Source organism: Paraburkholderia sp. GAS32, from assembly GCF_050434225.1.
Classification (GTDB): domain Bacteria; phylum Pseudomonadota; class Gammaproteobacteria; order Burkholderiales; family Burkholderiaceae; genus Paraburkholderia; species Paraburkholderia madseniana.
In genome coordinates, this window is sequence record NZ_JBNPVS010000009.1 from 169347 (window position 1) to 182932 (window position 13586).

At 62.5% G+C, this 13586-nt stretch carries 12 protein-coding genes and 1 pseudogene; 10 read left to right on the forward strand and 3 right to left on the reverse strand.

Going from position 1 to position 13586, the window contains the following annotated elements; genetic code table 11:
* Positions 1 to 396: 396 nt before the first annotated feature.
* On the reverse strand, positions 397 to 1284 hold the full coding sequence (locus P3T25_RS13960; RefSeq protein ID WP_429358239.1) for a LysR family transcriptional regulator: 888 nt from the start codon (positions 1282 to 1284) through the stop codon (positions 397 to 399).
* A 98-nt stretch (positions 1285 to 1382) separates the two neighbouring features.
* Here P3T25_RS13960 and P3T25_RS13965 point away from each other — a divergent pair, with 98 nt between their 5' ends.
* The 5 genes and pseudogenes from P3T25_RS13965 (at position 1383) to P3T25_RS13985 (ending at position 5913) form a co-directional block, all read left to right on the forward strand.
* Positions 1383 to 2711, forward strand: a complete 1329-nt coding sequence (locus P3T25_RS13965) for an MFS transporter (protein ID WP_429358240.1) — start codon at positions 1383 to 1385, stop codon at positions 2709 to 2711.
* 361 nt (positions 2712 to 3072) lie between these two features.
* Positions 3073 to 3285: a response regulator gene (locus P3T25_RS13970; RefSeq protein WP_233465045.1), complete on the forward strand. Its 213-nt coding sequence runs from the start codon at positions 3073 to 3075 to the stop codon at positions 3283 to 3285.
* Positions 3286 to 3421: 136 nt separating this feature from the next.
* Positions 3422 to 3964: pseudogene (locus tag P3T25_RS13975) on the forward strand (ATP-binding protein); the annotation flags it as partial.
* Positions 3965 to 4376: 412 nt separating this feature from the next.
* A complete protein-coding gene (locus P3T25_RS13980; protein ID WP_097391266.1) occupies positions 4377 to 4811 on the forward strand; it encodes a CHRD domain-containing protein in 435 nt (144 codons plus the stop codon).
* Positions 4812 to 4938: 127 nt separating this feature from the next.
* Positions 4939 to 5913 (forward strand): alpha/beta hydrolase, encoded by a 975-nt coding sequence (locus P3T25_RS13985; protein WP_266261243.1) that lies wholly within the window; start codon positions 4939 to 4941, stop codon positions 5911 to 5913.
* Here P3T25_RS13985 and P3T25_RS13990 read toward each other — a convergent pair.
* Positions 5883 to 6725: an EcsC family protein gene (locus P3T25_RS13990; RefSeq protein ID WP_154565590.1), complete on the reverse strand. Its 843-nt coding sequence runs from the start codon at positions 6723 to 6725 to the stop codon at positions 5883 to 5885. The two genes, P3T25_RS13985 and P3T25_RS13990, sit on opposite strands and share 31 nt — an antisense overlap.
* A gap of 140 nt (positions 6726 to 6865) precedes the next feature.
* Here P3T25_RS13990 and P3T25_RS13995 point away from each other — a divergent pair, with 140 nt between their 5' ends.
* Together P3T25_RS13995 and P3T25_RS14000 are read left to right on the forward strand one after the other, a co-directional pair.
* Positions 6866 to 8461: an MDR family MFS transporter gene (locus tag P3T25_RS13995; protein WP_429358241.1), complete on the forward strand. Its 1596-nt coding sequence runs from the start codon at positions 6866 to 6868 to the stop codon at positions 8459 to 8461.
* A gap of 31 nt (positions 8462 to 8492) precedes the next feature.
* Positions 8493 to 8990, forward strand: a complete 498-nt coding sequence (locus P3T25_RS14000) for a MarR family winged helix-turn-helix transcriptional regulator (protein ID WP_429358242.1) — start codon at positions 8493 to 8495, stop codon at positions 8988 to 8990.
* Positions 8991 to 9175: 185 nt separating this feature from the next.
* Here the strand turns inward: P3T25_RS14000 and P3T25_RS14005 are convergent, their stop codons facing one another.
* Positions 9176 to 10453: an amino acid deaminase gene (locus tag P3T25_RS14005; protein WP_429358243.1), complete on the reverse strand. Its 1278-nt coding sequence runs from the start codon at positions 10451 to 10453 to the stop codon at positions 9176 to 9178.
* A gap of 146 nt (positions 10454 to 10599) precedes the next feature.
* On the opposite strand from P3T25_RS14005, the gene P3T25_RS14010 reads away from it, so the two are divergent.
* The 3 genes from P3T25_RS14010 (at position 10600) to P3T25_RS14020 (ending at position 13445) form a co-directional block, all read left to right on the forward strand.
* A complete protein-coding gene (locus P3T25_RS14010; protein WP_429358244.1) occupies positions 10600 to 11490 on the forward strand; it encodes a MurR/RpiR family transcriptional regulator in 891 nt (296 codons plus the stop codon).
* Between the two features lie 3 nt (positions 11491 to 11493).
* The gene (locus P3T25_RS14015; RefSeq protein WP_429358245.1) at positions 11494 to 12975 is read left to right on the forward strand and encodes an N-acyl-D-amino-acid deacylase family protein; all 1482 of its coding nucleotides are present in this window, start codon (positions 11494 to 11496) and stop codon (positions 12973 to 12975) included.
* A gap of 83 nt (positions 12976 to 13058) precedes the next feature.
* The gene (locus P3T25_RS14020) at positions 13059 to 13445 is read left to right on the forward strand and encodes a RidA family protein (RefSeq protein WP_028200605.1); all 387 of its coding nucleotides are present in this window, start codon (positions 13059 to 13061) and stop codon (positions 13443 to 13445) included.
* Positions 13446 to 13586: the final 141 nt, after the last annotated feature.

Consider the following 13586-nt stretch of genomic DNA (forward strand, 5'->3'; position numbering starts at 1 on the left):
ACAAGCCTGCCAATTCTTTTTCATAACGACTGCATGAACAGCAAATCGAAACGGACTTATTAAGGAGGCACAGTATTGAAGCGATGCGGCAATGCAACTTCTATATAAAGCAATGATCTGCCTAAGTGCGCCAATGGGTGGCGGCTTTCGGGCTGCGGTAATAACGCTTGATGCGTGCGGCAGACGTGTAGCAGGTTGCAGGAATTTATCCGATGCGTCAATAAAATTTGATAGGTCAATTGGTGGCGTATTTTATCAGCACAGGCGTCGATTAGAGCGCCATCGATATTTGTTCTGTGTCTGGTTCGAGTGCGGACTGCATCGCCGAATGCGATTGATGCGCTGCGTTTCTGTCGTGTTCCTTGAGTCGCAGCGCGCGCATCGACGCGGAGCGCGTCAACTGAAGAGATGCATCAACGCCGTGCGTGCATTACTGACGCGTTCGCTTTCGCCGATTCGCCCCGGCAACAGATGAAACTCGACAGCGGGCAGTGCGGGCAACCCGACGCTCTGCGGACAGGCTACCAGGCCCCCGCCGATCGATGATTCGTTCAGGCAGGAAATGCCCAGCCCGGCCTTCAGCGCTAGTTGCAAGCCAGCCACTCCCGAGGCCGAATGCGACACCAGATACGGCACCTTGTGCTCATCGAGGAGTTTCACGACGAAGCGCTGCAACTGACAACTCGACGGTAGCAATACCAATGAATAAGGCGTGGCCGGCCGCGGACTGGCATCGGCCGCGCAGACCCATAGCAGTTTCTCGCGCCGCACCACGGTGCTTTGCGCGCTGCCGGGCCGGTTGGTGGAGCGTGTGCTTCCGGCGACCAGCCGCAACGAGAGGCCGATGTCGTACGACGCATCGTCGCCGGCGCTGCTATCGATCACGGCGCTCGGCTGCACGGTGACGTGCAGTTTCAGGCGCGGATGCTGTTCCGAGAATGTCTTGAGAATGCGCGCGATGTCGAGCGGACGGTAGTAGTCCGTGATGGCGATGCGCAGTTCGCCGTCGAGCGAGCGGCCTTGCAGGTCCTCGAACGCCGCCTCGCTCATGGCGATGATGCGGCGCGCGTGATCGAGCAGGCGGCTGCCGGCCGGCGTGGCGGTCACACCCTGCTTGCTGCGCACGAAGAGTGGCTGGCCGGCGCGTTCCTCGAGTTTCTTCAGCTGCTCGCTCACCGACGACTGCGACAGGAACACGCGCTCCGCGCCCGCCGAGACGCTGCCTGATTCGGCGACGGCGACGAAGGTGCGCAACTGTGTCAGGTCAAATCCGCGTTGACTCATGATTCGGTATATCCGATGGAAGCCATCTAATTTTCCGGCTTTTCCGATGGGTTGCCCAGCCGTAGGATACCTCCAATTCATTCATTGCAGAGGCTGTCATGGGAAACGATTCGATTGCCGCCGTGCGGGTGCCGGGTGAGCGTACGGCGAGCCATCGGTGGAAGGTGCTGGGAGTCGGCTTTGCGGCGAACGCGAGTTTTTCGGCCGCTTTCTCAGGGATTCCGACCACGGCCGTGTTTTTGCGTTCGGGTTATCACCTCGGCAACGACGGGCTCGGGCTGGTGCTCGGCATGCTCGGTTTGGGCATCGCGGTCAGCGAGTTGCCGTGGGGCCTCCTGACCGACCGTTGGGGCGATCGCCGTGTGCTGTTGCTCGGACTTCTTTCGACTGCCGCGGCGCTCGCCGGGCTGGCATTGTTCGTGGTGCCGTCCGGCGCGCATGTGCCGGGCGTGGCGACGCTCGCGCTCGGCTTGTTGCTGGTCGGCCTACTCGGCGGCAGCGTCAACGGTTCGAGTGGCCGTGCGGTGATGGCCTGGTTTCGCGAAGGTGAGCGCGGCCTCGCGATGAGCATTCGGCAGACCGCGGTGCCGGCCGGCGGAGGCCTGGGTGCGCTGATCTTGCCGGCGCTTGCCTCGAGATTCGGCTTTGCGAGCGCGTACACCGTGCTGGCGCTTGCGTGCGCGATTACTGCGGTGTTCGCATGGCGGTGGTTGCACGAGCCTTCGCACGTCGAAGGCAATGGTGCGGGTACGGCTCGCAACGCTGCGGTTGCCGGAGCAGGTGCAGGTGCGGCGCCGATGAAGGTTTCGCCGCTACGCGACATCGGCATCTGGCGTGTGGCGCTCGGCGCCGGCGCGTTGTGTGTGCCGCAGATTGCCATCGTGACATTCGGGACCGTCTTCCTGCATGACTTCGACCGCGCCGGCGTGCTGGCGATCAGTTTGACAATGGCGGCCGTGCAAACGGGCGCTGCGATTGCGCGGGTCTGGAGCGGTGCGTGGACCGACCGGCGCGGCAATCGACGCGCTTACATGCGCGCCTGCAGTGTGCTGACCGCGGTGCTGTTCGCATCGCTCGCCCTGGTGACAGGTCTGGCCGGCATGCACCATGCGGCGATGACGGCGGTGGTCGCACTGATGATCGTGCTGGGTGGCATAAGCGCATCCGCATGGCACGGCGTTGCCTTCACGGAACTCGCGACCCTCGCGGGGACGAGCCGTGCAGGCACCGCACTCGCGATCGGCAATACCTGCGTCTTTCTCACGTTGTTCCTGACGCCGCTCGCGATTCCGCTGCTGTTGTCGGTGGGTTCGTGGCCGATGGTGTGGGCGGTAGCCAGCGTGTGCGCCTTGATCGCGTTACCGGTATTTCCGCGCACTGCTTGCGTTAGCAAGCTGACGGCGGCACGCGCTTGTGATGCCACATGATGAAGTATTGGTGGCCGGTGGTGTCATGCTGCTGCCGGTCGCATCGCAGTTTTCCACGCGATGGGAGCGGCGGCGCGCGCTCTCGTCGCTACGTTGCTTTTCAGAAGCAAACAAACAGCGACGGAAAAATTCTCGCATATTCGATTTGCATAATTGCGCATTCCTGCTTTGATAGTTTCGCAATGGACTATCAAATTGTTGGCGGGTTTCAGAGCGCTCCGATTTTCTCCGGTTTGTAGCAGTGGTTTCATGGCCGCCCCTAGTGTGGCATCCAACGCCACTGGGCCATCAGAGCACACGTGAAGCGAGCGGTATTTCCCTATACGTTTGCTGAGTATGCCTACAACAACGGAGACAAATCATGACGAACGTTCGAGTCATTCTTGCGGACGATCATCCTTTCGTTCTGCTTGGCGTTCGGGCCGCGCTGGAAATGCGCGCCGGTGTCGCCATTGTCGGCGAAGCGGCTACGCCCACTTCATTGATCACGCTGTTGGAGAGCACGCCATGCGATGTGCTCGTCACCGACCTGACGATGCCGGAAGCAAGCGATAGAGGCGAGCAGGAGGGGTGAGGTGTACGTCGGCCGCTCCATCATCGAAGCGCTTGCCAGCCTCGAGACGACGCGAGCGAGTTGCCGCCTGTATCGCGATTGTCCCCCAGAAAGGCAGAAGTTATAAGAATGTTCGTGCGTGGCCTATCGATCTGCCGCGAACACCGCGCCGGAGGACCTGAAGCTATGTCGTGACGCCGGCATGGACGACTGCCTCGTCAAGCCGACGCGACTTGCTACGCTACGCGAGTACCTGAGCCGTTGGTTCGGCACTGACAGCGCATGGCAAGCTGCTCCTGCTGAAGCGGTCAACGCACCGCCGGTTTCCGGGCCGGATGCGCATGGCGGCGCAGAGCCATTTGTCCCGGTCGACCTGAGTCACATGACGCAGTTGTGGGGGAGCGAATCGACCGTTAAGGCGTTGCTCGATTCATTCGTTTCATCGGTGCGCGAAGACGTGCAGGCATTGTCACCGCTACTCGAACGCATCGAGGTCGAGCGTCTGCGCGAGTGGCATCATCGCGTGGCAGGCGCGGCGAGCGTGTTGCAATACCCGCCGCTGCTCAACGCGTTGGAAGACTACCGCCGGGATATCACCGTCAAGACGCCGGAACGCTTGCGCAGCGACGGGCTGGCATTGGCGCGCAAGTGCAATGCGATGCTCGATGGAATCGAGGAGCAGGCTGCATTACTTGCGTGACGCTGCTTCGCACCGCACCGCACCGCACCGCACCGCACCGCACCGCACCGCACGGAAGCGAGGCTGTAGCGCCTCGCTTGGGCGATCGCATTGGCGCGCGCTCGTGAGTAAATCCACGCGTCGAATCGAGAGGACGAAAAAAAACGCGGCCGAAGCCGCGTTAAAGATTTGGAGACATCCCTCGATGAAGGAGTCACTTCTCGCAACCGGAAGCATAGTCGGGATGACGCAAAAGATTCAGTACAAATTGCGCAATTAACTGTTTGTAAATATCGAAGAAGGCGTCGCGCAGATCGCCGCGATGTCATTTGACCCCGACGCAAACAGCTACAACGGATTTGCACTAGTATGTGGTGGCTCTGCGCGTGACCGAAATGTCGGTGCGGCGGTGCATCAAAGTCCGGAGAAGACCATGATTGCGCTTCGAAAACTGAATCTTGCTGTGGTGGTGTGGGCATTGGCGTCGGGCGTCGCCTTTGCGGATACGGTGGCGTTGAAGGCCGATCTCGAGCCGTCGAGCGAAGTGCCGCCGCGCGTGAGTCACGGGCACGGCATGTTGAACGCCACGTTCGATACGTCGACCAAGTCCCTGCAATGGACGATCACCTATGAAGGGCTGAGTGGTCCGGCAACCGCCGCGCACTTCCACGGTCCTGCGCCGGTCGGGCAGAACGCCAAGGTCCAGGTGCCGATCGGGAAGGACGCGCTCGCGAGCCCGATCAAAGGATCGGCGGCGCTCACCGAACAGCAGGTGACGGACCTGATGGCGGGACAGTGGTACTTCAACGTCCATACTGAGCAGAATCCGACGGGCGAGATTCGCGGACAGGTTTTGCCGGCGAACTAGGCCAGAGGAAAACGAGGAAGACCTTGCCCGGTGGCGCGGGCGCCTTTTCGGGATTAGAAGCCGCCGTCCACCGGCGCGGCGGCGACTGCACGTACCATGTGGGACACTATCGAAGGAGCGTGTCCTGATGAGCTGGCAAAGTGCACTCGCGTGCTGGTATCTGCGTAAGCAGTTTCGACCGCAAACCCTCAAGCCGAGTATCAATGTCGAGAAGGCGCGTGCGCTGACGGCCAAGCGCGCCTGGTCGCCGCGTGTGCCGGGCGGTTGGCGTCTGCGCGAATCGTACGGGCCGGACAATTGGCCACTGCAGGGTGAGTGGATCGAGCCGGCTGACGGCGTGTCCACTTCCGGGAGCGGCCCGATCGTGCTGTATTGCCACGGTGGTGGCTACTATTTCTGTTCGCCACGTACGCATCGCTCGCTCGTATTCGACCTCGCCACGCGTGCGAACGCACCGATCTTTTCCCTCGACTACCGTCTCGCGCCCGAGCATCGCTTCCCGGCCGCGCTCGACGATGCAACCGCGGCCTACCGTCAGTTGGTCGCGGACGGCACGCCGCCCGAGTCGATTGTGATCGCGGGGGATTCAGCGGGCGGCGGCCTTGCACTCGCTACCGTAGTCGCCTTGCGCGACGCCGGCGATCCGCTACCGGCAGGCTGCCTGCTGTTCTCGCCGTGGACCGATCTGGCCGCTGCCGGCGCCACCATTCGCACCAACGACGGTCTCGATCCGATGTTCAGCGGTCCCGCGATCGCGCGGGCCGCGCAGGTTTATCTCGGCGACACGTCCGCCACGCATCCCTACGCTTCGCCGGTCTATGCCGACCTGAACGGCTTGCCGCCGCTCTTCATCATGGCGGGCAGCACCGAGGTATTGCTAGACGACTCGCAACGCGTTGCCGACAAGGCGCGCGCGGCGGGCGTCGATTGCGAACTTGAGGTGTGGAAGAAGATGCCGCACGTCTGGCCCTTGTTCACGCCGTTCATCCCGGAGGGCGGCCGCGCGCTCGACCGCGCCGCGGCCTTCGTGCGGCGCGTGACGAGTGCAACGAGCGGGCGTGACACGGCCGCTCAGCCAGCCAGGGTGACGTCGATCGCCTGATAGGCGGCTTCGACCGTTTCCTGGCCGTATTGCCGCTCCAGCCGCCGCACGGTGAAGTGGCCGTGCGCGACCTGCTGGAAGTGGTCGATGAATACCGTATTGACCATCGCGCCAAGCACCGCCCCGATCGCCGGAATCGACTTGGCGGCGATCTGCTCGCTCACCTGCACCGAAAAGCGCGCGGCAATCGTGTTGAGTAAGCGTAACAAGGCCGCCGAGCCATGCGCGGTGAAGCCTTTCGTCGCGATTTCGGATGAAGCCTTCGATACCGCCTGTGCCAGCGCACCGCGCATGATGAAGTAGCCGAAGTCGGCGTCGTCGTCGGCTTTCGAGGTGCCGCCCATGCCGAGCACCGTCAGGCATTGCAGTTGCGTGTCGATCGACGACAGATCCTCGCCCTCGCTGCGCGCGATGTCGCAGATCGAGCGAAACATCAGCGTGGTCGTGACCGGCAACTCCACTGGCAGCGCGAACAGACCGAATGCGCCGCCGGCCGCGCCGGTGGTCGCCACGGCGAACTTGTGCAGCAGGTTGCTCGGCTTGTCGGGCACCACGAGGGGCGAGGCGCCAGCCTGCCGCCCCAGCGTGCGCAGCGCGATCGAGAGGCACTTGCGCAATGCCAGTTCCGTCGCATCCGTGACCTTTTCGTTGGCAAAAGCCGGCATGCGCGCGAGCAGCTTCTCGAGCGGCGAGCCGACGATGCTCGCCAGTTTCATCGCCAGCGCGGGGCTCTCCAGTTCGTGTTTCGCGCGTCGCAGCGCGCTCAGGTCGTCGTCCGATAAGGATTGTGCTGCGAGCGAACTCGGCTCCATGTGCCTCCCTGGCGTCATGTATTGTCCATTCTTCAGTCGATTGCCGATGCGGTGAGCCGCACCGGCGCGTTCCAGCTTAGAGCATCACCTCATGGTATGATTCCCAATCGTTTGACGAGTCAACTGTTGCCCCATCAAAAATGGCTGTCCATACCGCGGCCCACCACTCGAGTGGGCAAGTTTTACCGTTCCGTGAGTCGCTGCTGGCGATGCTCGGCGTTTCCTTCGTTTCGATGCTGGTCGCACTAGACCAGACCGTGGTCGGCACCGCGTTGCCCACGATCGTCGCGGAGCTGAAGGGTTTCGAGCTCTACGCGTGGGTCGGCACGTTGTATTTGCTGACATCGGTGATCACCGTGCCGATCTTCGGCCGCCTCGGCGATTACTACGGGCGCAAGCCATTTGTGATCGCATCGATCGTCGTGTTCACGGCGGCTTCGGTGCTCTGCGGCGCTGCCAACAACATGCTGTTCCTCGTGCTCGCGCGCGGCTTGCAGGGCATCGGCGGCGGCATGCTGGTCGGCACAGCCTTCGCGTGCATTCCTGATCTATTTCCCGACTCGGTCGTGCGACTGCGCTGGCAGGTGCTGATGAGTTCGGCGTTCGGGATTGCGAACGCGGTGGGGCCGTCGCTCGGCGGTTTTCTCACGCAGTACTACGGCTGGCGCTCAGTGTTCTATGTGAATCTGCCGGTCGGCTTGCTGTCGCTATTTTTCGTCTGGCGCTTCCTGCCGCATCTGCGGCACATCGAGCACGAAGGCAAGATGCGGCTCGATTGGCCGGGTGCGTTGTTGATCGCGGTGGCGCTCGGCTCGCTGCAGTTGTTCGTCGAGTTGTTGCCGAAGCACGGCGTCACCTTGGGCGCCTTCGCGCTGCTTGCCCTGAGCGTCGCCTCGGCATACGGCTTGTGGCAGTGGGAAAAGCGCTGCCCGACGGCGATTCTGCCGGTGGATATGTTTCGTAATCGCAGTCTGGCCGCGCTCTTCACGCTCGCCGTGCTGGGCGGCTTCACGATGTTCTCGTTGCTGTTCTACGCACCGTTGCTATTTCAGGGCGGCTTCGGGATGTCGCCGAAAGAGGCGGGGCTCGTCATTACGCCGCTCGTCGTATTCATCACGATCGGCAGTATCGCCAACGGACGCATCGTCTCGCGCGTGCGCAATCCGAATCTGATGCTGTACGTTGGCTTCGCGCTGGTGGCGCTGTCGTGCCTCGGCGTGGTCGTCGCGACGCGTGCCATGCCGCAATGGCTGCTGATGTCGTTCATGGTGCTCGGCGGTCTCGGTCTCGGTTTCGTGATGCCGAATCTGACGATCTTCGCGCAGCAGACAGCCGGCCGCGAACACCTCGGTATCGCCACCGCGTTGCTGCAGTCGCTGCGGATGATCGGCGGGATGATCGGCACGGCGCTGACCGGCACGCTGATCAGCCATATGTACGCGAGCGGCGTGCGCAGCGCGCTGGAAAACGATCACGCGTCGCAGTGGTTTGCCGATCTCGGCGACCCGCAAATCCTGATCAATCGCGATGCGCAAACCACGTTGCTCGGAGAGTTGACGCATGCGGGTCACAACGGCGCGATGCTGCTCGAGAGTGCACGCGAGGCGCTCGTTTCAGCAATTCATCTGGGTCTCGCGCTCGCGGCGATCATCGCCGTCGTGTCCGTGTGGCAAAGCCGCCGTGTGCCGCCGGTCAAGCTCCAGCGCAAGCTCGAGCCGGTGATTCACGCGGATTGATTTTTTAGCCTTACCGTTTTACTGACAGATCATGGAAGAACAGGACCGCGTCGCCGTCATGCAACAATTCGGCCGCACTTATCGGGCGTTCATGTCGGCGTTCGAGGCTCACGTGGGCCATCCGTTGCCGCGCTGGCGCATTCTGCTCGCGCTGCACGAACAGGCCGGCGAGTCGTCGCAGAAGCGGCTGGTCGAGCGCTTGCGCGTCGATCCGGGTGCGCTGACGCGGCAGTTGAAAACGCTGGAGGGTTTAGGCTGGATTGCTCGCAGCATGGATACGCGCGACAACCGCGTGACCAATGTGCGTTTGACCGAAGCGGGACGGTTGGCGACCGAAGCCAGCCTGCCGCGCCGTAACGCCTTTTTGCACGACACGATGGCGGCGTTGCCGGACGAAGCGCTGAGCGCGTTGTCGGGGGCGTTGAAGATGCTGGAAGTGCGGATCGGCGAAGTGGCTGCTACGACTGGCGCGGCAGCCGCGTCGGCCGCCCAGGTGTCCGACACGGCGGAGGCTGACCCAGCTCGCTAAGCTTAAGCCCGACTCAAAGCCGCGGCGACTGCCGAAGTACCCGGCACGGATGCCATTCAAACTGCGGCTCACTGGAGACGCGCCCGCCGGCCGAGATCCAGCGAGGATCGAACCTGCCGATTGAGCGGGAAGGCCGCAACAAACGGCGCGCCACCTCGCGGTGAAACGCGCCGGTTCTATCACGATCAGAAGAACGTTTCGATCACTTCCGTGACGCGATACGACGGATCGACCACCAGCACCTGACGCCACTTGTCGAACGTCAGGCACGGATGCGAAATGTCGAACGCGATCATGTCGCCTACCTTCAGATCGGCGCCCGCGGGAATCCGCAGATACGCGTGCTGATCCATCAGGCCAAAAATCTCCCAGCCTTCGCTCGCCGCGATATCGCGTGGCGCTTCGGTGCCCGGACGATAGTGGCGTGACGGCTCCGGCATGCCTGCGTCGAAAGCGGAATCGCGCTTGCCGAGGCCGATGATCGCGCGATCCGGTTCCGGAATCGACTGCACATACGCCCACAGTTGCAGCGCCGGCAGCAAGCCTTCGCCCATTTTCTTCGCGACCGGATTGCGCGCGAAGATGTCCGTCTGCGCCTTGCGGTACACGCCGACGTCATGCGTTAGATAGCAGCCGGGCCGCAGCACGACTTCGACCTTGCCGGTCTCCGAGGCCTTCACGAATTCTTCCGCGACCACGTCGTACCAGGCCGAGCCGGCGCCTGACAGTACGGCCGGCGTGCGGGCAAAACGTCCTTCGTCGACAAGCGCGCGCGTCACAGCGACCGCGCTCTGCAGGAACTCGCGCACTTCGTGTTCTTCTTTCAGAACACCTTCATACAACTCGACGCCCGCCAGCTTCAACACATCCGGATAGCGCGCGATCGCTTCAAGCACCGCGTTGCGCTGCGCTTCGTCGCGCACGCCGGTGCGGCCGCCCGGCACGCCGAGTTCGAGCAATACTTGCAGCGGCTTGCGTACCGACGTAAAAAACTGGCCCAGTTGCTCGACGCCTTCGACCGAATCGACGAGGCAGAAGAACTCGAAATCAGGGTCGCTCAGCAACTCGGCGATCATCATCATGTTGCGGCGGCCGACCAGTTGGTTGGCCATCAGGATCCGCGAAACACCGCCGTGATACGCCGCGCGCACCTGATGCGCGGTGGCGAGCGTGATGCCCCATGCGCCGGTTTCGAGCTGACGGCGAAACAGTTGCGGCGCCATGGTGGTTTTGCCGTGCGGCGCGAGCTTGACGCCGTATTCCGCGACGAACGCTTGCATCCACTTCAGGTTGTGTTCCACACGATCCGCGTACAGCACGGCGGCGGGCAGGCTCACGTCTTCGTTCAGCAGGTTCCACTCGAGGCGCGCGGCATCCATGAGTTGGATGCTGGTGCCCGGAACCATGCCCAAGCCCTTGCTATAAGGATCAATCGTTGCGCCCTGATAGTTTGTAACTTTCATGTCTCCCTGCTCCATCGTCCAGTTAAATCGAATCAAAGTTGACTTTACCATGTTACCGAAAGTACGATGGTTGGAGGAATGTTATTTAGTACCACGGTTTTCCGGAAGCGCTTTGTAAGCGTTCGCGAGACACCCCACAGCCTGCAATGAACCTGACCGCCGAACCGCTGGCCTTCGATATCGTCGCGCGCATCGCCGAATGCGCGCCGGAACTGCGTTCGGCCGAACGGAAGGTAGCGGCGCTGATTCTCGACGATCTGACCGGCGCATCGCGCGCCAGCATTGGCGCACTCGCCCAGCAGGCGGAGGTGAGTGTCGCGACCGTGACGCGCTTTGCCAAGGCGGTCGGTTGCCGCGACGTGCGGGAGTTGAAACTGCGGCTCGCGCAGGCGGCCGCTGTCGGTCAGCGCTTTCTGCAGGCGAGCGGACCCACCGACGCGCCCGAGCCGATCGCCACCCGCGTATTCGACGAACTGCAGACCGCGCTAGCACATAACCACCAACTTCTTCGTCAGGCGCCTTTGGCCGACGCGGCAGCCGCGTTGCGCGCCGCGCGCATGATCTATGTGTTCGGCATGGGCGGCGGCTCGACCGCATTGGCCGACGAGATGCGCTTCAGGCTCGTGCGGCTTGGCCGGCCGGTTGCGACCTATCAGGACGGCTTGTTGCAGCGCATGGTGGCGAGCACCGTGTCGCGCGAGTGCGTCGTGATCGCGCTGTCCACTACGGGGCGCGTGCCCGAGATGGTCGAGAACTGCAAGATCGCGCGCAGCTACGGGGCGACCGTGATCGCTCTGACCGCGCCGGCTTCGCCGTTGGCCAAACTGGCCGATTGGGTGATCCCGATCGTCGCCTTCGAAACCGATTTCATTTACAAACCGTCGTCGTCGCGCTACGCGATGATGATGGCGCTCGATGTGCTCGTCACTGAACTTGCCGTGAGTCAGGGTGACGAGAGCCGCGAATTGCTGCGCCGCATGAAGCACGCGCTCGACGCGCACCGTGGCGGCGGCGATCGACAACCGTTAGGAGACTGATCCATGCATTCGCATCCCGAAGCCGCCGACACGCTGATCGTCGGCGCACAACTGTACGACGGCACGGGCGCGCCACCGGTCGAACGCGACGTCGCGATCCGCGACGGCCGCATCGTCGCGATCGGCAATCTGTCGAACTGGCTTGCCGAAGAGGTGATCGAGGCCAACGGCCGCGCGCTGGCGCCCGGCTTCATCGACGTTCATACGCATGACGACACGCACGTGATCCGTTCGCCGCAAATGCTGCCGAAGATCACGCAGGGCGTGACGACGGTGATCGTCGGCAATTGCGGGATCAGTGCGTCGCCAGTGTCGTTGAAGGGCGATCCGCCTGATCCGATGAATCTGCTTGGCGAGCGCGATGCGTTCCAGTACCCGACTTTCGCTGCGTACGTCGAAGCGGTGAACGCGGCGCGTCCGGCAGTGAATGTCGGCGCGTTGATTGGGCACACGGCGTTGCGCAGCAATCAGATGGACCGGCTCGATCGCGCGGCGACCGCGGCGGAAATCGACGGCATGCGCGCGCAACTCGAAGAGGCGTTGTCGAACGGGGCGTTGGGCTTGAGCTCAGGGCTCGCGTACGGCTCCGCCTTCTCCGCGCCGACCGAAGAAGTGATGGCGCTGGCCGAGCCGCTCGCCGCCGCCGGCGCGCTTTACACGACGCATATGCGCACCGAGTTCGACGCGATTCTCGACGCGATGGACGAAGCGTATCGGGTGGGCCGTCACGCGCATGTGCCGGTGGTGATTTCGCATCTGAAGTGCGCGGGGCCATCGAACTGGGGGCGTAGCGAGGAGGTGCTGAAGTCGCTGGAAGGCGCGCGTCGTTTGCAACCGATCGGTTGCGATTGCTATCCGTATAACCGCAGTTCGTCGACGCTCGACGTGAAGCAGGTGACGGGCGACATCGACATCACGATTACGTGGTCGGAGCCGCATCCCGAGATGGCGGGCAAGCTGATCAGGGAGATTGCTGCCGAGTGGGGCGTCACGCAGCAGGAGGCCGGCAAGCGTTTGCAGCCGGCGGGCGCGGTGTATCACAACATGTCCGAGGACGACGTGCGGCGCATTCTGTCGCATCCCGCGACGATGGTCGGCTCGGATGGATTGCCGAACGATCCGTTGCCGCATCCGCGGTTGTGGGGCGCGTTTCCACGCGTGCTTGGGCACTATGTGCGTGACGCCGGTTTGCTGCCGCTTGAAGAGGCTGTGCGCAAGATGACCAGTTTGTCGGCGCGCCGGTTTGGCTTGGCGCAGCGCGGCGAGGTGCACGTCGGTTATCACGCGGATCTGGTGTTGTTCGACCCGGCCAAAGTGCGCGACGCGGCGACGTTCGAGAAGCCGCAACAGGCGGCCGATGGAATCGACGCGGTGTGGGTGAACGGCGTGTTGGCTTACCGCGATGGTGCGGTGACTGGCGAACGGGCAGGGCACTTTGTGGCGCGTGGTGCGGCGTCGAAGGGTGATGCGCACGGCGCGTTTTGATTTTTGTTTTCTGATTGACCCTCCATGGCAAGCGGTTGTGGCGTTGCTCGCGCCGTGTGCCTGACTTTTTAAGGAGTTGGATGATGAAGCGATATGGCGTTGAGGGTGGCAAGGGTACTGGTGGTCAACATATGCCCTTTGCACGGGCGGTCGAAGCGGATGGCTGGTTGTTCGTTTCCGGGCAGACGCCGATGGAAAATGGCGAGGTGATCAATGGTGGGATCGTTGAGCAATCGCACAAGGCGATTCAGAATGTTTTCGCTATTTTGAAGGAAGCTGGGTATGGGGCGGAGCATGTTGTCCGCTGTGGTGTGTGGCTGGATGATCCGCGTGACTTTGCTTCGTTTAATAAGGTGTTTCGGGAGTATTTTGGGGAGAATCCGCCTGCGCGGGCGTGTGTGGTTTCTTCGATGGTGATTGATTGTCGGGTTGAGGTTGATTGCGTGGCGTATAAGAAGCCTTCGGCTTGATGGTCTTTTTTGTTCGCCGCAGGCGCTGATTTGGGTTTGGTTGCCTGCTCGGCGCTTGTTTGTCTGTGTGCCTGGGGCTTTGGCCTCTCCTTGTTTTGTTAGTGGTCTATTAGCGTTGCCCCTGTGCGGGGCGGCACCTAC

Coding starts and splice junctions, on each gene's coding strand:
- P3T25_RS13960 (WP_429358239.1), bottom strand. CDS start 1,284: ATGAGTCAACGCGGATTTGACCTGACACAGTTGCGCACCTTCGTCGCC.
- P3T25_RS13965 (WP_429358240.1), top strand. CDS start 1,383: ATGGGAAACGATTCGATTGCCGCCGTGCGGGTGCCGGGTGAGCGTACG.
- P3T25_RS13970 (WP_233465045.1), top strand. CDS start 3,073: ATGACGAACGTTCGAGTCATTCTTGCGGACGATCATCCTTTCGTTCTG.
- P3T25_RS13980 (WP_097391266.1), top strand. CDS start 4,377: ATGATTGCGCTTCGAAAACTGAATCTTGCTGTGGTGGTGTGGGCATTG.
- P3T25_RS13985 (WP_266261243.1), top strand. CDS start 4,939: ATGAGCTGGCAAAGTGCACTCGCGTGCTGGTATCTGCGTAAGCAGTTT.
- P3T25_RS13990 (WP_154565590.1), bottom strand. CDS start 6,725: ATGGAGCCGAGTTCGCTCGCAGCACAATCCTTATCGGACGACGACCTG.
- P3T25_RS13995 (WP_429358241.1), top strand. CDS start 6,866: ATGGCTGTCCATACCGCGGCCCACCACTCGAGTGGGCAAGTTTTACCG.
- P3T25_RS14000 (WP_429358242.1), top strand. CDS start 8,493: ATGGAAGAACAGGACCGCGTCGCCGTCATGCAACAATTCGGCCGCACT.
- P3T25_RS14005 (WP_429358243.1), bottom strand. CDS start 10,453: ATGAAAGTTACAAACTATCAGGGCGCAACGATTGATCCTTATAGCAAG.
- P3T25_RS14010 (WP_429358244.1), top strand. CDS start 10,600: ATGAACCTGACCGCCGAACCGCTGGCCTTCGATATCGTCGCGCGCATC.
- P3T25_RS14015 (WP_429358245.1), top strand. CDS start 11,494: ATGCATTCGCATCCCGAAGCCGCCGACACGCTGATCGTCGGCGCACAA.
- P3T25_RS14020 (WP_028200605.1), top strand. CDS start 13,059: ATGAAGCGATATGGCGTTGAGGGTGGCAAGGGTACTGGTGGTCAACAT.